18 protein-coding genes are annotated in these 21,896 nt (G+C 70.5%); 8 read left to right on the top strand and 10 right to left on the bottom strand.

The annotated features are described in order from the left end of the window. Positions 1–120: 120 nt before the first annotated feature. The 3 genes from HW837_RS03210 to HW837_RS03220 form a co-directional block, all read right to left on the bottom strand. The gene (locus HW837_RS03210; protein ID WP_237314191.1) at positions 121–1,557 is read right to left on the bottom strand and encodes a glycosyltransferase family 39 protein; all 1,437 of its coding nucleotides are present in this window, start codon (positions 1,555–1,557) and stop codon (positions 121–123) included. A 424-nt stretch (positions 1,558–1,981) separates the two neighbouring features. Continuing rightward, positions 1,982–2,959 (bottom strand): pirin family protein, encoded by a 978-nt coding sequence (locus tag HW837_RS03215; protein ID WP_045558578.1) that lies wholly within the window; start codon positions 2,957–2,959, stop codon positions 1,982–1,984. A 337-nt stretch (positions 2,960–3,296) separates the two neighbouring features. Then, complete coding sequence (locus HW837_RS03220) at positions 3,297–3,791, bottom strand: SseB family protein (RefSeq protein WP_045558577.1); 495 nt, start codon at positions 3,789–3,791, stop codon at positions 3,297–3,299. A 149-nt stretch (positions 3,792–3,940) separates the two neighbouring features. Here HW837_RS03220 and HW837_RS03225 point away from each other — a divergent pair, with 149 nt between their 5' ends. From HW837_RS03225 to HW837_RS03240, 4 genes are all read left to right on the top strand, one after another. Further along, complete coding sequence (locus HW837_RS03225; protein WP_045558576.1) at positions 3,941–5,767, top strand: acyl-CoA dehydrogenase; 1,827 nt, start codon at positions 3,941–3,943, stop codon at positions 5,765–5,767. A gap of 141 nt (positions 5,768–5,908) precedes the next feature. Further along, positions 5,909–7,207, top strand: coding sequence for a M18 family aminopeptidase (locus HW837_RS03230; protein ID WP_093790290.1), 1,299 nt, complete (start codon positions 5,909–5,911; stop codon positions 7,205–7,207). A gap of 131 nt (positions 7,208–7,338) precedes the next feature. Further along, positions 7,339–7,572, top strand: a complete 234-nt coding sequence (locus HW837_RS03235; RefSeq protein ID WP_045558574.1) for a DUF6458 family protein — start codon at positions 7,339–7,341, stop codon at positions 7,570–7,572. Between the two features lie 168 nt (positions 7,573–7,740). After that, on the top strand, positions 7,741–8,232 hold the full coding sequence (locus HW837_RS03240) for an LURP-one-related/scramblase family protein (protein ID WP_093790291.1): 492 nt from the start codon (positions 7,741–7,743) through the stop codon (positions 8,230–8,232). A gap of 32 nt (positions 8,233–8,264) precedes the next feature. Here HW837_RS03240 and HW837_RS03245 read toward each other — a convergent pair whose 3' ends face one another. After that, the gene (locus tag HW837_RS03245; RefSeq protein ID WP_045558572.1) at positions 8,265–9,059 is read right to left on the bottom strand and encodes a carbon-nitrogen family hydrolase; all 795 of its coding nucleotides are present in this window, start codon (positions 9,057–9,059) and stop codon (positions 8,265–8,267) included. 233 nt (positions 9,060–9,292) lie between these two features. Here HW837_RS03245 and HW837_RS03250 point away from each other — a divergent pair, with 233 nt between their 5' ends. Further along, positions 9,293–10,117, top strand: coding sequence for a maleylpyruvate isomerase family mycothiol-dependent enzyme (locus HW837_RS03250; protein WP_045558571.1), 825 nt, complete (start codon positions 9,293–9,295; stop codon positions 10,115–10,117). 53 nt (positions 10,118–10,170) lie between these two features. Here HW837_RS03250 and HW837_RS03255 read toward each other — a convergent pair whose 3' ends face one another. Together HW837_RS03255 and HW837_RS03260 are read right to left on the bottom strand one after the other, a co-directional pair. Next, positions 10,171–11,487 carry an MFS transporter gene (locus tag HW837_RS03255; RefSeq protein ID WP_093790292.1) on the bottom strand — a complete coding sequence of 439 codons (1,317 nt, stop codon included), beginning with the start codon at positions 11,485–11,487 and terminating at the stop codon, positions 10,171–10,173. Then, a complete protein-coding gene (locus HW837_RS03260; RefSeq protein ID WP_045558569.1) occupies positions 11,484–12,167 on the bottom strand; it encodes a GntR family transcriptional regulator in 684 nt (227 codons plus the stop codon). The genes HW837_RS03255 and HW837_RS03260 overlap by 4 nt, the downstream gene beginning before the upstream one ends. 336 nt (positions 12,168–12,503) lie before the next feature. Here HW837_RS03260 and HW837_RS03265 point away from each other — a divergent pair, with 336 nt between their 5' ends. Together HW837_RS03265 and HW837_RS03270 are read left to right on the top strand one after the other, a co-directional pair. Beyond that, positions 12,504–13,337 carry a D-alanyl-D-alanine carboxypeptidase family protein gene (locus HW837_RS03265; RefSeq protein ID WP_237280681.1) on the top strand — a complete coding sequence of 278 codons (834 nt, stop codon included), beginning with the start codon at positions 12,504–12,506 and terminating at the stop codon, positions 13,335–13,337. Positions 13,338–13,510: 173 nt separating this feature from the next. Beyond that, a complete protein-coding gene (locus HW837_RS03270) occupies positions 13,511–14,515 on the top strand; it encodes a BRO-N domain-containing protein (protein ID WP_093790294.1) in 1,005 nt (334 codons plus the stop codon). A gap of 87 nt (positions 14,516–14,602) precedes the next feature. Here the strand turns inward: HW837_RS03270 and HW837_RS03275 are convergent, their stop codons facing one another. The 3 genes from HW837_RS03275 to pdhA are packed head-to-tail and all read right to left on the bottom strand — an operon-like array spanning position 14,603 to position 18,359. Next, positions 14,603–16,099, bottom strand: coding sequence for a dihydrolipoamide acetyltransferase family protein (locus HW837_RS03275; RefSeq protein WP_193379371.1), 1,497 nt, complete (start codon positions 16,097–16,099; stop codon positions 14,603–14,605). 11 nt (positions 16,100–16,110) lie between these two features. Continuing rightward, complete coding sequence (locus HW837_RS03280; RefSeq protein WP_045558565.1) at positions 16,111–17,139, bottom strand: alpha-ketoacid dehydrogenase subunit beta; 1,029 nt, start codon at positions 17,137–17,139, stop codon at positions 16,111–16,113. A gap of 2 nt (positions 17,140–17,141) precedes the next feature. Continuing rightward, a complete protein-coding gene (pdhA, locus tag HW837_RS03285) occupies positions 17,142–18,359 on the bottom strand; it encodes a pyruvate dehydrogenase (acetyl-transferring) E1 component subunit alpha (RefSeq protein ID WP_045558564.1) in 1,218 nt (405 codons plus the stop codon). A gap of 549 nt (positions 18,360–18,908) precedes the next feature. On the opposite strand from pdhA, the gene HW837_RS03290 reads away from it, so the two are divergent. Then, positions 18,909–20,039, top strand: a complete 1,131-nt coding sequence (locus HW837_RS03290) for a phosphotransferase (protein WP_045558563.1) — start codon at positions 18,909–18,911, stop codon at positions 20,037–20,039. 75 nt (positions 20,040–20,114) lie between these two features. Here the strand turns inward: HW837_RS03290 and HW837_RS03295 are convergent, their stop codons facing one another. Continuing rightward, positions 20,115–21,692, bottom strand: a complete 1,578-nt coding sequence (locus HW837_RS03295) for a protein kinase domain-containing protein (RefSeq protein ID WP_045558562.1) — start codon at positions 21,690–21,692, stop codon at positions 20,115–20,117. Positions 21,693–21,896 lie beyond the last annotated feature (204 nt).

The raw sequence follows: 21,896 nt of genomic DNA on the forward strand, positions 1-21,896 counted from the left end.
ACCCCCAGGGCACCACGCCCCACCACCCCTGTCGCCGCACGGGGCCCCGCCCGGGTGAACCCGCCGGGCCGGTCGAACCCGCCGAGCCGGTCCACCGGTCCTGCCGCGCGCGTACGCGCGTCAGCGCCGCTCGTACACGACCACCCGTCGCCCCCGCACCGACTCGTCCACCACCACGGCGAAGTACTCCTCCAGCACGGCCGCCTTCGTCCGGTCCCGTCCCCCCGACGGTGGCCGGGCCACCCCGGGCGCGTCGGTGACCAGCAGGATCCGTCGCTGCGCCAGCATCGCGGTCCGGATCCGGGCCGGATCCGCCTCCACCCCCTTGAGCGTCCCCGACGCCACCGGGCCACGGAGCAGCGCGATGTCCCGCAGGCCCGTGAAGTCGCCGGGGGAGACGAGCGCGGTGTCGCGCCGGGCGGCCGGGGTGAAGAGGACCGCGTCCCCGGGTCGCTTCAGCTGCCGTACGTGCTCGGCCGCCGCCAGGACGTCGTCGACCCGGCTGGCGGGGGACCGCTGGGCCAGCGCGTGCGGCAGCAGCGCCACCGTCGCGAGGGCGACCAGCACCGGGACGAGCCACGACGCCGTTCTGGGGAACCCCGGCCGGACGGCCCGTGCCGCCGCGTCGAGGGCCGTGCCGATCAGCAGCGCCAGGCCCAGCATGCTGAACAGGATGTAGCGGTCCAGGAACAGGGGGCGGATCAGGCACAGACCGAGCAGCCCCAGCTGCGGCACCGCCAGCAGCGGCAGCCCCACGGCCGCCACCGACAGCCGCCCGACCCGCGGCCGGTCCAGCAGCGCCCCCAGACCGCCGATCATCAGCAGGACGGCGGGGCCGATCAGCATGTGCCAGGTCAGCGGCGGTATCCAGGAGACCTGGTCGGACTGGAGCCGGCTGAACAGGATCAGCGGCAGGACCCCCGTCACGGCGACCGCCGACGCCGTCGCCCAGCGCACCCAGGTCGCGCGCGGCGCCCGGGTCCACCCCAGGGTCGCCGCGTGCGCGGGCACGATCAGCAGGGACAGCCAGTTCAGCAGCCCGCACACCAGGATCACGCCCCCGTACGCCACCCAGCGCGCCCCTGAGCGGGTGCGCCCCCGCTGGAGCACGGTCACCAGCAGCAGCGTGGAGAGTCCGGCGCCGGCCGTTGTCAGCGCGTACGGGCGGCCCTCCTGGAGGTGGAACTGCACGGCCGGCAGCAGCCCGAACACCAGTCCGCCGCCGAGGCCGGCCCAGCGCCCGGCCAGCCGGCGGCCGACGACCGTGACACAGGCCGCCGCTCCCGCCATGGCCAGCACCGAGGGCAGCCGCAAGGTCGTCGTGCCGGGTCCGAAGCAGCTGAAGAGGCCGTGCATCAGCAGGTAGTAGGCCCCGTGGACGACGTCGACCTGCGCCAGCATGTGCCAGATGTCGGCGGTCGACCGCCGCGCCACCTGCCAGGTCGCCGCCTCGTCCCGCCACACGCTGTGCTGCCGGGACAGCCCCCACAGACCGAGCGCGAGCGTCCAGAGCACCGGAACCGACCAGACCGGCAGCCGCCGCAGCGCCGCCACCACCGCCGCGGCCCCGGAACGGGCCGCCGTGACGGTCGCGCACCCTCGCAGGAACGACAGCGCGGACGTGCTCAAGCGAGCGGAGCAGTGCCGGACGGACGTCGGGATCCATCGTCGTGGAACAGTCTGCGCATGGTGTCTCTCCCCGTTTCCCTGCGTGTGCGGCGGGGAAGCGGGCAGGACTGAGCCCGCCCCGGCCGATGGCCGGGGCGGGATCCGAGTGGTGCGCTCTCCCCCGTGAGAGCCACCCGCTCCGGAGGTCAGCCGAAGGGGTGGACATGCCAAAACCTACGCGGTGGAGGCGGCGCTCATCCAGGCGTCGACCGGGTGTGCATGATCACCCCACGCACAGTGAACCCGGACGACACCCGGTGGCCCGATTGGTGAGGACAGCCCGCATTTGCCCGGCGGGACGGCCTTCGTGCACTCAGCCCTGCGGCCCCTCGGAGGTCATCCCGTGCACCGCCGGGATCGTCCCCAGCCGGCCCTTCTGGAAGTCCTCGAACGCCTGCTGGAGCTCCTCGCGGGTGTTCATGACGAACGGGCCGTAGTGGGCCATCGGCTCTCGGATCGGCTGTCCGCCGAGGAGCACGATCTCCAGGTCGGGGGCGCCCGAGTCCTGCTGCTCGTCCGCGCGGAAGGTGATCGAGGAGCCCGATCCGAACACGGCCGTCTGACCGAGGTGGATCGGCCGCCGGTCCGCGCCGACGCTGCCGCGCCCGGCGAGGACGTAGGCGAGGGCGTTGAAGTCCTCGCGCCACGGCAGGGTGATCTCCGCGCCCGGCGCCACGGTCGCGTGGAGCAGGGTGATCGGGGTGTGGGTGATGCCCGGCCCCTGGTGACCGTCCAGCTCGCCGGCGATGACGCGCAGGAGCGCGCCGCCGTCGGGGGTGGTGAGCAGCTGGACCTGACCACCGCGGATGTCCTGGTACTTGGGGGCCATCATCTTGTCGCGGGCCGGGAGGTTCACCCACAGCTGGATGCCGTGGAACAGGCCGCCGGACATGACGAGGGACTCCGGCGGCGCCTCGATGTGGAGGAGGCCGGAGCCGGCCGTCATCCACTGGGTGTCGCCGTTGGTGATGGTGCCGCCACCGCCGTGGCTGTCCTGGTGGTCGAAGATCCCGTCGATGATGTAGGTGACGGTCTCGAAGCCGCGGTGCGGGTGCCAGGGGGTGCCCTTCGGCTCTCCCGGCGCGTAGTCCACCTCGCCCATCTGGTCCATCATGATGAACGGGTCGAGGTGCTGGTAGTTGATCCCGGCGAAGGCGCGGCGGACCGGGAAGCCCTCGCCCTCGAAACCACTGGGCGCGGTCGTCACGGCGAGCACCGGGCGGGCCACCGCGTCGGTCGGCGCGGCGACACGGGGCAGGATCAGCGGGTTCTCGACGGTCACTGCGGGCATGTCGGTACCTCCTTGTGCGCTCAGTTTAGTTGACTATTGAACTTCCTGCCAGGCCCAACAGCACACGGACCCCGTCGCATTCCCACGCGGCCCCGCACAGCAAGAACGCCGCCGGCCCCAGAGGACCAACGGCGAGACGACGATCCGGGTCACCGGCGAACAGTAGAGGAGCCGAGAGCCCGGAAGAAACGGTTCAGCAAACCACTACGGCCAGCGGCAGCCCACCCCAGGGGCGCGGGGAACTGCGCGATCAACCCCCACAGCCCCGCACCCCGCGACGAACCGAACCCACCACCCCGAACCCGGACCCGGCCCAACCAGCGGAGCGCACCCGCGTCTAGCCATACATCCGCCGCATCGCGAACTCCACCATCTGCTCCACGGCCTTCGCGTCGAACACCATCCGGTGCTCCCCCTCCATGTCGAGGACGAAGCCGTACCCGGTCGGCAGCAGATCGATCACCTCCGCACCGGTGATCACGAAGTACTTGGACTCCTTGCCGGCGTACCGACGGAGTTCCTTGAGCGAGGTGAACATCGGGATCACCGGCTGCTGGGTGTTGTGCAGCGCCAGGAACCCGGGGTTGTCCCCGCGCGGGCAGTACACCTTGGAGGACGCGAAGACCTGCTGGAAGTCCTCCGCCGCCAGCTGCCCGGTGGTGAAGGCCCGCACCGCGTCCGCGAGGGAGGGCGGGGACGGCTCCGGGTACAGCGGTGGCTGCTGCCCGTACCCGCCCCCCATCTGGCCGCCGGGCATCTGCCCGGGCATCTGCTGCTGCGGCGGCGGGGCGTACTGCTGCTGGGAACCGGCGCTCTGGTCGTAGCCGTACATGCGGCAAAGCGTAACGAGTCACAGATGGACGGCTCGGGGTTGCTTCTTATTACCGATGGGTAGCATCATCGACAGAGAAGCTACTCGTTGGTATGTGAACTAGCGCGAGGATCCAGTGCCTCGCCGATCTCTCTTACGGAGCCGTCGCCATGGGGCACTACAAGTCGAATCTCCGCGACATCGAGTTCAACCTCTTCGAGGTCCTCGGGCGCGACAAGCTGTACGGCACCGGCCCGTTCGCGGAGATGGACACGGACACCGCCAGGAGCATCCTGGAGGAGCTGGCCCGTCTCGCGGAGAACGAGCTGGCGGAGTCCTTCGTGGATGCCGACCGCAACCCCCCGGTCTTCGACCCGGAGACCAACACCGCCCCGGTACCGGCGTCCTTCAAGAAGAGCTACAAGGCCTTCATGGACTCCGAGTACTGGCGGCTCGGCCTCCCCGAGGAGATCGGCGGCACCACCGCGCCGCGCTCCCTGATCTGGTCCTACGCGGAGCTGCTGCTCGGCGCCAACCCGGCCGTGTGGATGTACGCCTCCGGCCCGGCGTTCGCCGGCATCCTCTACGACGAGGGCAACGACGTCCAGAAGAAGATCGCCCAGATCGCGGTCGAGAAGACCTGGGGCTCCACCATGGTCCTCACCGAGCCGGACGCCGGCTCGGACGTCGGCGCCGGCCGCACCAAGGCCGTCCAGCAGGAGGACGGCTCCTGGCACATCGAGGGCGTCAAGCGCTTCATCACCTCCGGTGAGCACGACATGGAGGAGAACATCCTCCACTACGTCCTCGCCCGCCCCGAGGGCCACGGCCCCGGCACCAAGGGCCTGTCCCTCTTCCTCGTCCCGAAGTACCTCTTCGACTTCGAGACCGGCGAGCTGGGCGAGCGCAACGGCGTGTACGCGACGAACGTCGAGCACAAGATGGGCCTGAAGGCCTCCAACACCTGCGAGATGACCTTCGGCGACCGCCACCCCGCCAAGGGCTGGCTGATCGGCGACAAGCACGACGGCATCCGCCAGATGTTCCGCATCATCGAGTTCGCCCGCATGATGGTCGGCACGAAGGCGATCTCCACGCTCTCCACGGGCTACCTGAACGCGCTGGAGTACGCCAAGGAGCGCGTCCAGGGCCCCGACCTCGCGAACTTCATGGACAAGACCGCGCCCAAGGTCACCATCACCCACCACCCCGACGTCCGCCGCTCGCTGATGACGCAGAAGGCGTACGCGGAGGGCATGCGCGCCCTCGTCCTCTACACGGCCTCCGTCCAGGACGAGATCCAGGTCAAGGAGGCGGCCGGCGAGGACTTCTCCGCCCTGGAGGCCCTCAACGACCTGCTCCTGCCCATCGTCAAGGGCTACGGCTCCGAGAAGGGCTACGAGCAGCTCGCCCAGTCCCTGCAGACCTTCGGCGGCTCCGGGTTCCTCCAGGAGTACCCGATCGAGCAGTACATCCGCGACGCCAAGATCGACACCCTCTACGAGGGCACCACCGCGATCCAGGGCCAGGACTTCTTCTTCCGGAAGATCGTCCGCAACCAGGGCGCCGCGCTCAACTCCCTCGCCGAGGAGATCAAGAAGTTCCTGGCCCTCTCAGAGGGCGGCGAGCAGCTGGAGGGGGCCCGCGAGCACCTCGCCAAGGCCGCCGTCGAGCTGGAGGCCATCGTCGGCCTGCTGCTCACCGACCTCGCCGCCACCGAGCAGGACGTCAAGAACATCTACAAGGTGGGCCTCAACACCACCCGCCTGCTCATGGCCTCCGGTGACGTCGTCGTCGGCTACCTGCTCCTCAAGGGCGCCGTCGTCGCCGCCGAGAAGCTCCCGACCGCCTCCGCCAAGGACAAGGCCTTCTACACCGGCAAGATCGCGGCGGCGAAGTTCTTCGCGGCCAACGTCCTCCCGGGCGTCACCCTCGCGCGCAAGATCTCCGAGGGTGTCGACCTGGACCTGATGGAGCTGGACGAGGCGGCGTTCTAGCCGACCGCCCCCGGCCGACCAGGTCGTGGCGCCGGACGGACCCTGCCCGTCCGTCCGGCGCCCACTCCCGCGCACGCCCGCCTCGAGGGCCCGCTCCCGTCCCCAGGGAGCGGGCCCTCGTACGTCGTTAAGGTGAACCCCATGCGCACACCCCCACGCTTCGATCGCGGCCACACCGACGACCTCATGACCTTCCTGGCGAGCAGCCCGACCCCGTACCACGCGGTGGCGAGCGCCGCGGAACGGCTGGAGAAGGCAGGCTTCCGGCAGGTCTCGGAGACCGACGCGTGGGACGGCTCGCTGGGCGGCCGGTATGTGCTGCGCGGGGGCGCGATCATCGCCTGGTACGTCCCGAAGGGCGCCGACCCCCACACCCCCTTCCGGATCGTCGGCGCCCACACCGACTCCCCCAACCTGCGGGTCAAGCCCCGTCCCGACAGCGGTGCCCACGGCTGGCGCCAGGTCGCCGTCGAGATCTACGGCGGCCCGCTGATGAACTCCTGGCTCGACCGCGACCTCGGCATCGCCGGCCGGCTCTCCCTGCGCGACGGCTCCAGCCGCCTCGTCAACGTCGACAGACCGCTCCTGCGCGTCCCCCAACTCGCCATCCACCTCGACCGGACGGTCTCCTCCGAGGGCCTCAAGCTCGACAAGCAGCGGCACCTCCAGCCCGTCTGGGGCCTCGGCGACGACGTCCGCGACGGCGACCTGATCGCCTTCCTGGAGCAGGAGTCGGGCATCCCCGCCGGCGAGGTCACCGGCTGGGACCTGATGACCCACTCCGTCGAGCCCCCCGCGTACCTGGGCCGCGACAACGAACTGCTCGCCGGCCCCCGCATGGACAACCTCCTCTCCGTGCACGCCGGTACGGCCGCGCTCACCGCCGTCGCCGCCTCCGGTGGCGACCTCCCCCACATCCCCGTCCTCGCCGCCTTCGACCACGAGGAGAACGGCTCTCAGTCCGACACCGGCGCGGACGGCCCGCTGCTCGGCGGTGTCCTGGAGCGCTCGGTGTTCTCGCGCGGCGGCTCCTTGGAGGACCGGGCACGGGCCTTCGCGGGCACGGTCTGTCTCTCCTCCGACACCGGCCACGCCGTCCACCCCAACTACGCGGAGCGCCACGACCCGACGCACCACCCCCGCGCGGACGGCGGCCCGATCCTGAAGGTCAACGTCAACAACCGCTACGCCACGGACGGTTCGGGCCGCGCCGTCTTCGCCGCGGCCTGCGAGAAGGCCGGGGTGCCGTTCCAGACGTTCGTCTCCAACAACTCCATGCCCTGCGGCACCACCATCGGCCCCATCACCGCCGCCCGGCACGGCATCCGCACGGTCGACATCGGGGTGGCCATCCTCTCGATGCACAGCGTCCGCGAGCTGTGCGGCGCGAAGGACCCCTACCTCCTGGCGAACGCCCTGGCGGCGTTCCTGGAGGGCTGACGCCCGGCCCGGGCCCCCTCTCGTCCCCAACGGCTGTTACTGACCGGCCTGTCCGGGTACCCGGTGTCCACCGGTAGGACCGAACGACCGGAACGACCGGCCGACCCAACCGGACACAGGGAGGAACACTCATGGGCCTGGGCGGGTGCATCATTCTGATCGCGGTGGGGGCCATCCTCACGTTCGCCACCGACTGGGACATGCAAGGGGTCAACCTCGACCTGGTCGGCGTCATCTTCATGATCGTCGGACTCATCGGGGTCGCGACGTTCAGCAGCATCGCCAAGCGGAAGCGGGTCGTGGTGCCCCCCACGGCCCCGGTCATCGACGACGACCACCAGCGGGGCGGCTACCAGGGCTACTAGGCCAGCCCCACTGGACCGAGCCCCACTGGGGCGCACGCGGCCCGGGTCGTGCGGGGCCCCGGGCCCGGTGACCCCTCGTCCGGCCCCGAAACGGAACCAGCGGCAGCCGCTCCGCCCTTCGGCCTACGGACGACGTTTCGGACCGGGCGCCGGGGAACGTCTGCAGGCATGAAATACCTCGTGCGCGACCGGCTTCTCGGCATCGGTGACGACTACTGGATCGAGGACGAGCACGGCCACCAGGCCTTCCTCGTCGACGGCAAGGCCATGCGGCTGCGGGACACCTTCGAGCTGAAGGACACCCGGGGGCAGGTGCTGATCGACATCCGCCGCAAGATGTTCGCGCTGCGCGACACCATGGTCGTCGAACGCGGTGGCGAGCCCCTCGCCACCGTCCGCCGCAAGCGCCTCTCCCTCCTGCGCAACCACTTCCGGGTCTCCCTGACGGACGGCACCGAACTCGACGTCAGCGGCAAGATCCTCGACCGTGAGTTCGTCATCGAGTACGACGGCGAACTCCTCGCGCACATCTCCCGCAGATGGCTGCGCGTCCGCGAGACCTACGGCCTCGACGTCGTCCGCGACGACGCCGACCCGGCTCTGCTCATCGCCGTGACGGTCTGCGTGATCAACCTGGCGGAGCGGGAGCGGGACGACTGAGGGGACGGGGGCCGGAGCACCGCCGCGAAGGCTCAGCGGCGCGGCGGCTCCAGCCCCAGCAGCCTGTCCTTCAGCGCGGGGAACTGCTCCCGGGTCGCGGCCACCTTCGTCGGGTCGAGGTCGACCGTGAGGACCTCCTCGTCCGAGCCCGCCTCCGCCAGGACCTCGCCCCAGGGATCGACCACGATCGAGTGGCCGGCCTGCGGGATGCCCGCGTGCGTGCCGGCCGTTCCGCAGGCGAGGACGTACGCCTGGTTCTCCACGGCCCGGGCCCGCGTCAGCAGCGTCCAGTGGGAGCGCCGGCGCTCCGGCCAGCCCGCCGAGAGGACGAACATCTCGGCGCCCGCGTCGACGAGGCCCCGGAACAGCTCGGGGAAGCGCAGGTCGTAGCAGGTGGCGATGCCGACGGTCGTGTCCGGCAGCCGGACCGTCACCAGCTCCGCGCCGGCGCCCATCAGCACGGCCTCGCCCTTGTCGAAGCCGAAGCGGTGGATCTTGCGGTAGGCCGCGGCGAGGTCGCCGGACGGTGAGAAGACGAGGGAGGTGTTGTAGAGGGTTCCCTCGGGGTCCCGCTCCGGGATCGAGCCCGCGTGCAGCCAGACGCCCGTGTCGCTCGCCGCCTTGGCCATCGCCTCGTACGTCGGCCCTTCCAGCGGCTCGGCCGCCGCGGCGAAGGATTCGAACGCGAACGCGCCGGTGGTCCAGAGCTCCGGGAGGACGACAAGATCGGCGCCGGCCTGCTCCCGTACCAGCGCGGCCACCCGGCGCCTGCGCGAATCGACCGATTCATCCTCGTCTACACCGATCTGGATGAGCGAGGCGCGCACACTACCACCGTCCTGGCATTCGAGACGTCCACACCGGCCTACGATCGTCACACGAAAGCACTGCCGGGGTGCCTCAGAGCAGCGTAACTTAACGTTTCACAGCACCCACTGACAGCCGCCGACGACCTACTCCACGCCGTCAACGCCGACGCCCCCACTGAAGACCGCCATCCACGTAGCCGACACGTACCGACCGTACTGACACGTACCGACCGCCCGAGGGGTCCCGTTCCGTGAGTCTGCATCCCACTCTTCAGCCCTACGCCGACGCCTGGACCCACTCCGTGGACGCGATATCCGAGCTGGTGACGCCGCTCGTGGAGGGCGAGTGGAACCGCCGGACGCCCTGCCCGGGCTGGTCGGTGCGCGATGTGGTCTCCCATGTCATCGGCCTGGACTGCGAGATGCTCGGCGACCCCCGGCCGATCCACACCCTGCCGCGCGACCTGTACCACGTACGGACCGAGCACCAGCGGTACATGGAGATGCAGGTCGACGCCCGCCGGCATCACACCGCGCCGGAGATGACCTCCGAGCTGGAGTACACGATCATCCGGCGCAACCGCCAGCTGCGGAACGAGTCACGGGATCCGGGGCACAAGGTGCGGGGCCCGCTCGGCACGGAGCAGACCCTCGAACAGGCCATGCGCAACCGCGCGTTCGACGTCTGGGTCCACGAGCAGGACCTGCGCGCCGCGCTGGGACAGCCGGGGAACCTGGACTCGCCGGGCGCGTACGTCGTCCGTGACGAACTGCTGTCCGTGCTGCCGAAGGTGGTCGCGGAGGACGCGCAGGCGCCGCGCAGTTCCGCCGTCGTCTTCGACGTGCACGGCCCGGTGGAGTTCATCCGTACCGTCCGCGTGGACATCCAGGGCCGCGGGACGCTGGAGACCGCTCCCGCGCTCGGCCCCGCCGCCACCCTCACCCTCGACTGGGAGACCTACGTCCGCCTCGCCTGCGGCCGCGTCACCGCCGACCTCGTCGCCGATCGCATCAAGGCCGAGGGCGACCCCCACCTGATCGCGGCGATCCTGCACGCGTTCGCGGTGACCGTGTAGCGGCAGCTTCCGCACCGCACCGCACGCCCCGTACGCCGGCGGTGTCCCGGCCCCTACGCCGGTACGTGCACCGTCTCCACGCGGCTCGCCACCAGACGTTCCCGTTCCCGGCGGGCCGCGCGACCGCGCAGGCGGAGGATCTGGCTCAGGCCCAGCGCCTGGAGCACGAAGACGGCGGAGAAGGCGATGCCGTAGTCGTCGTCGGTCAGGTCCAGGAGGACGCCGACCGCGAGGAGGGTCGTCATGGAGGCGACGAAACCACCCATGTTGGTGATTCCGGACGCGGTGCCCTGACGCTCCGGCGGGTTCGCCGGGCGGGCGAAGTCGAAGCCGAGCATCGAGGCCGGGCCGCAGGCGCCGAGCACCGCGCAGAGCACGATCAGGAGCCACATCGGGGCGTGCTCACCGGGGTACAGGAGCGTGGTCGCCCACACGGCCGCCGTCGTGAGGACCGTGCCGAGGGCCAGCGGCAGCCGCGCGGCGTGGTGCCGGGCGACGATCTGCCCGTACACCAGTCCGACCACCATGTTGGACAGGACGACGAGGGTGAGCAGTTCACCGGCGGTGCCCCGGCTGAGCCCCTGCGCCTGGACCAGGAACGGCAGCCCCCACAGCAGCAGGAACACCATCGCCGGGAACTGGGTGGTGAAGTGCACCCACATCCCGAGCCGGGTGCCGGGCTCCCGCCAGGACGCCACGATCTGCCGCCGCACGTACGCCGCCCCGTGGTGCGGGAACGGCTCCGGCTCGTGCCCGTCCGGGTGGTCCTTCAGGAACAGCAGGGTGAGGACCAGCACGACCGCACCGGCGACCGAACTGCCCGCGAACGCCGCCGTCCAGCCCACCCCGTGCAGCAGCCGGGCCAGCAGCAGCGTCGAGACCAGGTTGCCCGCCATGCCGACCAGGCCCGCCATCTGCGCGATCATCGGTCCGCGCCGGGCCGGGAACCACCGGCTGCCCAGCCGCAGCACACTGATGAACGTCATCGCGTCGCCGCAGCCCAGCAGCGCCCGCGACGCCAGCGCCATGCCGTACGACGGCGACAGCGCGAAGCCGATCTGGCCGGCCGTGAACAGCAGGATGCCCAGCGTCAGCACCTTCTTGGTGCCGAGCCGGTCGACCAGCAGGCCGACGGGTATCTGCATGCCGGCGTAGACCAGCAGCTGGAGGATCGAGAAGGTCGACAGGGCGGAGGCGCCCACATGGAAGCGCTCGGCGGCGTCGAGGCCGGCCACGCCCAGCGACGTACGGAAGATGACGGCGACGAAGTAGACGGAGACACCCACACCCCAGACGGCGAGGGCGAGACGGCCGCCGGGCGGGTCTCCGGGCAGTGACCCGGCGGACGACGTGATGGCGGGGCGGCTCAACGGACCTCTCCCCGTGCCAGGTTGGAGAACCAGCTGACGTGCCGGTGCACGATCTCCACGGCCGCCTCCGCGTCGCCCGCGCGCAGCGCCCGGAGGATCTCCTCGTGCTCGGTGAGCGTCTTGGTGATGCGGTCGGGGTGGGCGTGCATCACGGCGACGCCCATCCGCAGCTGCCGGTCGCGGAGTTGGTCGTAGAGGCGGGAGAGGATCTCGTTGCCCCCGCTGCGGACGATCTCGGCGTGGAAACAGCGGTCCGTCACCGCGGCGCCCGCCAGGTCCCCGGCGGCGGCCTGCGCCTTCTGCTGCTCCAGCAGGCTCTCCAGCCGCTCGATCAGCTGCGGCGATGCCGGGGCCGTCTTGCGGACCGCGTGCTCCTCGACCAGCTGCCGGGTCTCCACGACATCCGCGATCTCCTGCGCGGAGACGGGCAGCACCAGGGCGCCCTTCTTCGGGTAGAGCTTGATCAGCCCTTCGACCTCCAGCCGCAGCAGGGCCTCCCGCACGGGCGTCCGGGACACGCCGACCGCCTCGGCCAGCTCGCCCTCGGTGAGCAACGTGCCGCCCTCGTAGCGGCGCTCCAGCACGCCCTGTTTGACGTGGGCGTAGACACGGTCGGCGGCGGGCGGCTGCTTGACGGCGGGGACGGGGGTGGTGGTGGCAGGAGCTGGGGCGGAGGGCATGCCCACAGCATAGATACAACACGTACGCATTGCGTTCCGCGTCCACGATCCGGAACGGCGCGCCCGCCCCGAAGACGACCCCGAACGCCTCTCACACCCATGGTGAACCCGTCAAAAGACTGTGAGATGGACTCGAATTGACCCCCGCCTCACCCAGAGCACAACCTTTTGTGCTACTCACTTGTCACACGAGAAGCGGCCCTGCTTGCCCGCAAACGGAGCCCAAGTGGCCGCGCTCCACAGACATTTGACGCAATCGGGGTACTTGACTTGATTACCGCCATAAAGGGCGCACGTGTCCGCAGAGCCGCTGCAGTAGTCGTGACCACCGGTGCGATGATCGCGACCGGAGTAGCCACCTCCGCTCCCGCGCAGGCCGCCGTCGCCAAGCCGACGCTGAACGCCAAGGGCGCGTTCGTGATCAACCCGGCCACCGGCAAGAGCTTCGGCAAGACCGCGACGACCGCGCGCGCCACCGGCTCCACCACCAAGATCATGACCGCCAAGGTCGTGCTGTCGCAGAAGAACCTGAACCTGGACGCCAAGGTCACGGTCCAGAAGGCGTACAGCGACTACATCGTCAAGAACGGCGCCTCCTCGGCCGGCCTGTTCGTCGGCGACAAGGTCACGGTCCGTCAGCTGCTCTACGGGCTGATGCTGCCGTCGGGCTGCGACGCCGCGTACGCGCTCGCCGACAAGTTCGGCACGGGCTCGACCCGCGCGGCCCGGGTGAAGTCGTTCATCGGCAAGATGAACTCCACCGCCAAGAGCCTCGGCATGACGAACACGAAGTTCGACTCGTTCGACGGCATCAGCAACGGCACCAACCAGTCGTCGCCGAAGGACCTCACCACGCTCGCCCGCAACGTCATGAAGAACTCGACGTTCAAGTCGGTCGTGAAGACGGTGAGCACCAAGCAGAAGGTGACGACCAAGAGCGGCGGCTACCGCTACTACACCTGGGCGAACACCAACAAGCCGCTGCTGACCACGTACAACGGCGCGATCGGCATCAAGACGGGCTCCGGGACCCAGGCGAAGTACTGCCTGGTCTTCGCCGCCACGCGCAACGGCAAGACGATCTACGGCACGGTCCTCACCGCGTCCAACGCCGACACCCGTCTGGCGGACGCGAAGAAGCTCCTGAACTACGGCTTCGCGGCGCTCTAGTCTCGCCCGGCCGGACACACGAGTAGGGGGCCCACCGCTCACCGCGGTGGGCCCCCTACTCGCATCTCGGCGCAAGCCGATCGGCCTTCTTTACCTCGCAATAGTGAACATGGCTAACCCAGCTGGCATATTCGATTTCCGCCGCCGTACGTTCCGCAGCGGAGGTGGTTCAGATGATCGAACCCAGCAAGCACCAACCCGGCCCCAAGACGCAGCACGACGCCATCGACGCCGGCGACTTCGTGTACGCGGCCACCGGAGCCCGCGTCCGCCGACTCACCATGCCGGACGGAACGCATTGGTTCCCGGCGGTGGATGTCTGCAAGCAGTTGGGGCACACCAACCCTCAGAAGGCACTCTCGGATCACGTTCCGGGGCGCCATCGAGACATTCTCGAGACCCTAACTGGGGGTTACGGTCTCAGCATTCCCGCAGGTAGAGAGTGGCGCCGAGACTTGAACGTCATCTCTCTGCAGGGTCTCGTCCTGCTCGTCGGCGCCTGCACCAAGCCAGAGTGCGCACCCTTCAAACAGTGGGTCGCCGAGGTGATCGAGACCATTCAGCGAGAGGGCTCCTACGCCCTGGACGAGGCCGAGGTCCAGCCCGTCGGCCCCGGCGCGCCCATCGCGTACGCCATGCCCGAGCAGATCGCCGACGCCATCGTCCGGCTGGAGGAGCGCAACCTCCAGGCGGACGAGCAACTGGCGGTCGCCCAGCAGAAGTCACTCGCTCTGCAGGAGCAGATGCTGGACGCACAACAGCAAATGCTGGCAACCCAGCAGCAAATGCTCGAGATGCAGCGGGCCGGCCTCGCCGCTCAGCAGGCCATGGCCCTGGCGATGGAGCGCATCGCCAACCGGCTCGACACCCTCGCCGTCGCGCACCCGGCCCCCGCCGCCACCGCCTTCGAGACGCACCCCACCACCGAGTCCGTGCTGGCCGACTGGCGCGAGCGATTGTCCGTGACAACGGACGTGTGGACGGTGGCCGTGGTGATCGCGCCGGTGCTCGTCGAGGAGGGTGAGCTGCGGCAGCCGCTGGAGGCGATCGCGGCCCGTACGGGTCTGTCGGTGCACCGCGTCAACGAGTGCCTCCGGCTGCTGCGCAAGCATGCCTGCATCCATCCCGTGGGTGCGGCGGAGGACGGGGCACCGGTGTACGTGCTGCACCAGCGCTGACCTCTCCCCGCGAGCGGGAACAGGACAGGGGCGTCGCAATCCGAAGTTGCGGCGCCCCTGTGTGCTGAGCCTACCCAGCGGGGGGTCTCACGCCCAAGTGATCAGCCTCTTCGGCTGTTCCAGGATCGCCGCCACGTCCGCCAGCACCTTCGAGCCCAGCTCCCCGTCCACCAACCGGTGGTCGAAGGAGAGCGCCAGGGTGGTGACCTGGCGGGGCTTCACCTTCCCCTTGTGGACCCACGGCTGGAGCTTGATCGAGCCGACCGCGAGGATCGCGGACTCGCCGGGGTTGAGGATCGGCGTGCCGGTGTCGATGCCGAAGACACCCACATTGGTGATGGTGACCGTGCCGCCCTGCATGGCGGCCGGGGAGGTCCGGCCCTCCTTGGCCGTCCCGACCAGCTCGCCCAGCGACTCCGCCAGCTGCGGCAGCGTCTTCGCGTGGGCGTCCTTGATGTTCGGGACGATCAGACCGCGCGGGGTGGCCGCGGCGATGCCCAGGTTCACGTAGTGCTTGACCACGATCTCTTGTGCGGCCTCGTCCCAGGACGCGTTGATCTCCGGATTGCGCCTGATGGCCACCAGCAGGGCCTTGGCGATCAACAGCAGCGGATTGACCCGCAGCCCCGCCAACTCCTTGTCCTGCTTCAGCTCTTCGACCAGCTTCATCGTGCGGGTCACGTCGACGGTCACGAACTCCGTGACGTGCGGCGCGGTGAAGGCCGAGCCGACCATCGCCGCGGCCGTCGCCTTCCGGACACCCTTGATCGGTACACGGGTCTCGCGCGCGCCGTCGTACGAGGCCACCGGCGCCGGGGCCGGAACGGACGCGGCGGTCGCGGCAGGGGCGGCGGGGGCCGCCGGTGCCGTGGGCGCCTGCGTCACCGGCTCGGGAGCCGCCGGCGGGGCCGCGGCAGCGTGGACGTCCTCGCGGGTGATGATGCCGTCCGGGCCGGACGGGGTGATCGTCGCCAGGTCCACCCCGAGGTCCTTGGCCAGCTTGCGGACCGGCGGCTTCGCCAGCGGACGCGCGACGGTGATCCCGTGCTGCCCGTGCCCGTTCAGCTCGCCCTGGACGCCCTGGATGCCCTGGAGGGCCGCCGCGCCGTACAGCGTGTCCTCGGCCGGCGCGGCGGCGGCCGGGACGCCCTTGCGGGGGCGGCGCTTCGTGGAGGACTCGGCGACGCCGTAGCCGACGAGGACCGGCTTGCGGCCCTCGGACTTCTTGGCGGCCGGGGCCGCGGCGGGCCTCGGTGCCGCCGCCGGCTTCGCGGCGGGCTCCGGCTTCGCCGCGGGGGACTCCGGCTCGGCCGGGGCCGCCCCGCCCGCCACGTCCACCGCGATGATCGACGTGCCGACGTCGACCGTGGTGCCCTCGGGGAAGTGCAGGGCGCGGACCACGCCGTCGTAGGGGATGGGCAGTTCGACGGCGGCCTTGGCCGTCTCGACCTCGCAGACGATCTGGCCGTCGGTGACGGTGTCACCGGGCTGGACGTACCACTTGAGGATCTCGGCCTCGGTGAGTCCCTCGCCCACGTCGGGCATCTTGAACTCGCGCGGAGACGTGTCTGTCATCGTCGTCACGGACCTCTCCCTCAGTACGCCAGCGAGCGGTCGACGGCGTCGAGCACCCGGTCCAGATTCGGCAGGTACTCCTCCTCCAGCCGGGCCGGCGGATAGGGGGCGTGGTACCCGCCGACGCGGAGGACCGGGGCCTCCAGGTGGTAGAAGCACCGCTCAGTGATGCGGGCGGCGATCTCCGCGCCCGAGCCGAAGAAGACCGGGGCCTCGTGGACCACGATCAGGCGGCGCGTCCGCTCCACGGACGCCTGGACGGAGTCGAAGTCCAGCGGGGAGACCGACCGCAGGTCCAGGACCTCCAGGGCCCTGCCCTCCTCGGCGGCGGCGTCGGCGACCTCCTGGCAGAGCTTCACCATCGGGCCGTACGCGGCGAGCGTGAGGTCGGTGCCCTCGCGGACCACCTTGGCCTTGTGCAGCGGGCCGGGGATCGCCTCGGGGTTGACCTCGCCCTTGTCCCAGTAGCGCCGCTTGGGCTCGAAGAAGATCACCGGGTCGTCGCTCTGGATGGCCTGCTGCATCATCCAGTAGGCGTCCGAGGCGTTGGAGGGGCTGACCACCTTCAGGCCCGCCACGTGCGCGAACAGCGCCTCCGGGGACTCGGAGTGGTGCTCGACCGCGCCGATGCCGCCGCCGTAGGGGATGCGGACGACGACGGGGAGCTTGACCTTGCCCAGCGAGCGCGCGTGCATCTTGGCGAGCTGGGTGACGATCTGGTCGTACGCGGGGAAGACGAAGCCATCGAACTGGATTTCGACCACAGGGCGGTAGCCCCGCAGGGCGAGGCCGATGGCGGTGCCGACGATGCCGGACTCGGCGAGCGGGGTGTCGATGACCCGGTCCTCGCCGAAGTCCTTCTGGAGGCCGTCGGTCACCCGGAACACACCGCCGAGCTTGCCGACGTCCTCGCCCATGACGAGGACCTTGGGGTCGGCTTCGAGGGCCGTGCGCAGCGATTCGTTGATCGCCTTGGCGATCGCCATGTTCTTCACGGCGGGTTGCCCGGCGCTCTGTCCTGCCGTCTGCGCGGCTGTCTGCGTGGTCATCGCTACTTGCCCTCCTCTTCGTCCACATCGGCGAACGACGCCTGGTACGCGGCGAACTGGGCGCGCTCCTCGTCCACGAGGGCGTGTCCGTCCGCGTACGCGTTCTCGAAGATGGCGAAGTGGTCCGGGTCGGGCATGGCACGCACCACTTCGCGCACTCGCCTTCCCAACGCCTCGCTCTCCGCTTCGAGTTCCGCGAAGAATCCCTCGTTCGTGTCCGTTTCGGCCTCGAGGTAGCCGCGCAGACGCGCGATCGGGTCCTTGGCCTCCCAGGCCACCCGCTCGTCGTCGTGGCGGTAGCGGGTGGGGTCGTCGGAGGTGGTGTGGGCGCCCATGCGGTAGGTGTACGCCTCGACGAGGGTCGGGCCCTCGCCCCGGCGGGCGCGCTCCAGCGCCCACTTGGTGACCGCGAGGCAGGCCAGCACGTCGTTGCCGTCGACGCGGACGCCCGGGAAGCCGAAGCCCTGGGCGCGCTGGTACAGCGGAACGCGGGTCTGCTTCTCCGTGGGCTCGGAGATGGCCCACTGGTTGTTCTGGCAGAAGAACACGACCGGCGCGTTGTAGACCGCGGAGAAGGTGAAGGCCTCGGCGACGTCGCCCTGGCTGGAGGCGCCGTCGCCGAAGTAGGCGATGACCGCCGAGTCGGCGCCGTCCTTGGCGATGCCCATGGCGTAGCCGGTGGCGTGCAGCGTCTGGGAGCCGATGACGATCGTGTAGAGGTGGAAGTTGTTGCTGTTCGGGTCCCAGCCGCCGTTGTTCACGCCGCGGAACATGCCGAGCAGATTGGTCGGGTCGACGCCGCGGCACCAGGCGACGCCGTGCTCGCGGTAGGTCGGGAAGACGTAGTCGTCCTCGCGGGTGGCCCGCCCGGAGCCGATCTGGGCGGCCTCCTGGCCGAGCAGCGAGGCCCACAGGCCGAGCTCGCCCTGGCGCTGCAGGGAGGTGGCCTCGGCGTCGAAGCGACGGGTCAGCACCATGTCGCGGTACAGACCGCGCAGCTCGTCGGCGGTGATGTCCGCGACGAACGGGTCGTACTCGGCGTTCTTGACGCGCTTGCCCTCGGGCGTCAGCAGCTGAACGAGTTCGGGCTGGGCGTCGGTCGGCTTCCTGGCAGCGGCGCGCCTGGTGCCGGTGGTGCCGGCCGCCTTGCTGCCGGTGGTGCCGGTCTTGCCTGCGGCGCTGCGTCGCGGCTTGCGCGCGGCAGTGCTCTCCACGGTCACGTGTGCTCCTCCGTCGGTCCGGCCCCCGGGGTTGCCGGGTGACCAGTGCGGCTCGCCTGATCCCGGTGCCCGTGCACGGGGTGGGTGCCCTTGGCCGGGAACAGACGTGACAGGTGCCCCGGCGAGCGCCCTGCACGAGGCACGTTACCCAGTGCTCCACATTCCTGTGAAACCCCTACTGACCTGCGATTTTCCTTGGATTTCCAAGTAATTCGGTACTAGGGGGTCCAAGTAGTTCGCGTCCGTCGGGAACAGCTGCTGGTCACAGCACTGGAAACAGCCTGGCAGGGGGCCGGAACACCGGCACGTTATCCCGGCCACCCCGGCCACGGGAAGAGTTCGCCGAAGCCGGGGCGTGAGATCGGTGGCTCAAGTTGCTCCATCCGTGCGCGCCGCAGGACCGCCCGGTTCCGCTCCGGCGCGGCGGTCGCCCGGCCCGCATGTCTGCGCGTCGAGCCACAGTTCGGATCCATGCACTCTGTGATCGGTAACGACTGTGTGTGACAAGCGGGAGGTCAGCGGCGCGGCGCGTGCCCTAGCATCTGGCGCGTGCCGCGCTCATCTGTACCACCCCCTGTGCTCCACACGCCCCCTCTGGGCCCCCTGCTGGAGCAGTACGCCGCCGGGTCCGTGCTGGCCTGTGAACCCGTCGACGAGGGGCTCCTCAATCGCGGCTACCGGCTCCGCACCACCCGCGGCCGGTACTTCCTCAAGCACCACTTCGACCCCGAGACCGCCGACCCGGCCGCGATCGCGCGCCAGCACCGGGCCACCCGGCGCCTCGCCGACCTGGGCGTTCCCGTCGCCCCGCCGCTGACCGGACGGGACGGCGGCACCGTGGCGGTCGTCGCCGGCCACGCCTACGCCCTGCACCCCTGGATCGAGGGGCGCCACCGGCACGGCGGCCAGCTCACCACCGGGCAGTGCGCCCGCCTCGGGAACCTGCTGGGTGTCGTGCACGCCTTGCTGGAGCGCGTGATGCCGCCCCAGGAGCCGGTCGCGCCCGCACGGAGGCGGCTGATCCCGGCGCAACGCGGGACCCGGGAGACGCGAGGTCATCCGGCGGCCGACGAGGCCGTCGGGGCTTCCGAGGCTGCCGGGACCGAGAGCGCCGACCCCTTCCGTACCTTCGCCCTCATCGACGACCTGCTCGACCGGGTACGCCGCCACCGCCCGGCCGGCCCCTTCGACGCGCTCGCCCGGCACCGGCTGCTGGAGCGGCGGCGACTGCTGGAACGGCACGCGGACCGGCGACCGCCCAGGGGCGGCTCGGTGGGGTGGGTGCACGGCGACTTCCACCCCTACAACGTGCTCTACCGGGACGACGTCCCCGAGGTGCCGGCCGCGATCCTCGACTGGGACCGGCTCGGCGTGCGGCCGCGCGCCGAGGAGGCGGTCCGGGCGGCGGTGATCTTCTTCGTGCGTCCCGTCGGCGCGCTGGACCTGGCGAAGGTGCGCTCCTACGCGCGCGCGTACCGGCGTTCCGCGGGCGCCGCCCCGGCCGAGCTCGCGGCGGCCGTGCACCGCGTGTGGTGGGAGCGGCTCAACGACTTCTGGATGCTGCGCTGGCGCTACGAACGCGGCGACACCCGCGCCGACCCGCAGTTCCCCGCGGCCTCGGCGCTGGTGGTGTGGTGGACACGGGAGTACGACGCGGTGCGTGAGGCGTTCGTGGGGTGAGCCCAGGCGGGGCACGCCGCACAGCGAAGGGGGCGATCCGGGCGGGGTCCGCCCGGATCGCCCCCTGCACCGGGGTCATCCCTCTTCGCCGCCGATGCCGCCAGGCAGGCCGCCCGCGTCCCCGCCGCCGCCGCTGCTGTCGTCGGTCGGCTCCTCGGTCGGTTCCTCCGTGGGCTCGTCGGTCGTGGGCTCGTCTGTCGTGGGCTCGTCGGTCGTCGGCTCCTCCGACGGCTCACTCTGCGTCGGCGACTGGGTGAAGCTCGGCGTCTGCGTGTACGACGGTGTGAAGCCGCCGCCGTTGTCCGGGTCCGTGCTGTCGTCCGTGGTCTCCTCGGTCGCCTCCTCGCTGGGCGACTCGGTGGCGTCCTTGTCCTGCTCGGATTTCGTGGCCGTCGGGGACTTGGTGGTCTCGGTGCCGCCGCCGCCCTTGTCGCCGTTGTTGTTCAGCGCCAGCGCGACACCCGCGGCGATGGCGATCACCGCGAGGACGGCGAGGATCCACAGCTTGCCGCGGCCGCTGCCCCGGTTGCCGTTCCCCTCGAAGCCGCCGTCGTCCCGGCCGCCCCCGCCGTACCCCGGCAGGATCGGCTGCGGAATCTGCGAGGTGCCCGACTCCCCGGGGTGCGGCATGACCGACGTACCGGACATACCGCCCGGCGGCGTGTGCCGGCCCTCGTGCATGGTGACGGGCCCGGTGTTCCAGGTGCCGGTGTGGCCCCCCTGGTCGTAGAGCATCTGCAGGCCGTACTGGACGAGGCCGCGCATCTCCTCGGCCGTCTGGAACCGGTCGTCCGGCTCCTTGGCGAGGGAGCGCATGACCAGGCCGTCGAGCTCCGGGGGCGCCGATCCCTCCGAGGTCTCGGAGGGCGGCACCGGGATGTCCTGGACGTGCTGGTAGACCACCGACAGCGGGGTCTCGCCGATGAACGGCGGCCTGAGCGCGAGGAGTTCGTAGAGCAGACAGCCGGTGGCGTACAGGTCGGAGCGGTGGTCGACGGCCTTGCCTAGCGCCTGCTCCGGGGAGAGGTACTGGGGCGTGCCCATGACCATGCCGGTCTGCGTCATCGTCGTCGACGCCCCGTGCAGGGCGCGGGCGATGCCGAAGTCCATCACCTTCACCGCGCCGTTGGTGGTGATGATGACGTTCGCCGGCTTGATGTCGCGGTGCACGATGCCGTGCTGGTGCGAGTAGGCGAGGGCCTCCAGCACACCGGAGACGATGATCAGCGCCTGCTCGGGGCCGGGCGCCTCGGCGTTGATCAGGAGGTCACGGATGGTGCGGCCCTCGACCAGCTCCATGACGATGTACGGCACGGGGGTGCCGTTCACCATGTCCTCACCGGAGTCGTAGACCGCCACGATCGAGTGGTGGTTGAGACCGGCCACCGCCTGGGCCTCACGCGTGAAGCGGGCCTTGGAGATGGGGTCCTCGGCCAGGTCGGAACGGAGCAGTTTGACCGCGACCGTCCGGCCGAGCCGTACGTCCTCGGCCGCGAACACCTCGGCCATGCCGCCCCGGCCCAGTCTGTGGGTCATCCGGTACCGGCCGTCGCCGACGAGCCCGCCGTTGCCCCACAACTCCGGCGCGTCCGACATGCCGCCGCCAGACGCCTCGGGGTCGGACGGGCCCTGAGAGCGCTGCTGCTGTGCCATCAGTCCTCGCCGTCGTTTCTGCCCGCGGTCCGCGCGGTACTTGTTACGGTCTCCGTCGGCCACGCTACAGCCTTCACGCAAGAGGCCGGTCCGGGTTGGATGCGCGACGGGTTCACGACGGATTCAAGGTGGATTCAAAGGTTGATCGGCCATGAAACCCGCAGCGCGCGCACTCGTGCAAGTTCTGTGTACCGGGCGTACGCC

This window comes from Streptomyces caniscabiei (assembly GCF_014930365.1).
In the GTDB taxonomy this organism is placed as follows: Bacteria; Actinomycetota; Actinomycetes; order Streptomycetales; family Streptomycetaceae; genus Streptomyces; species Streptomyces caniscabiei.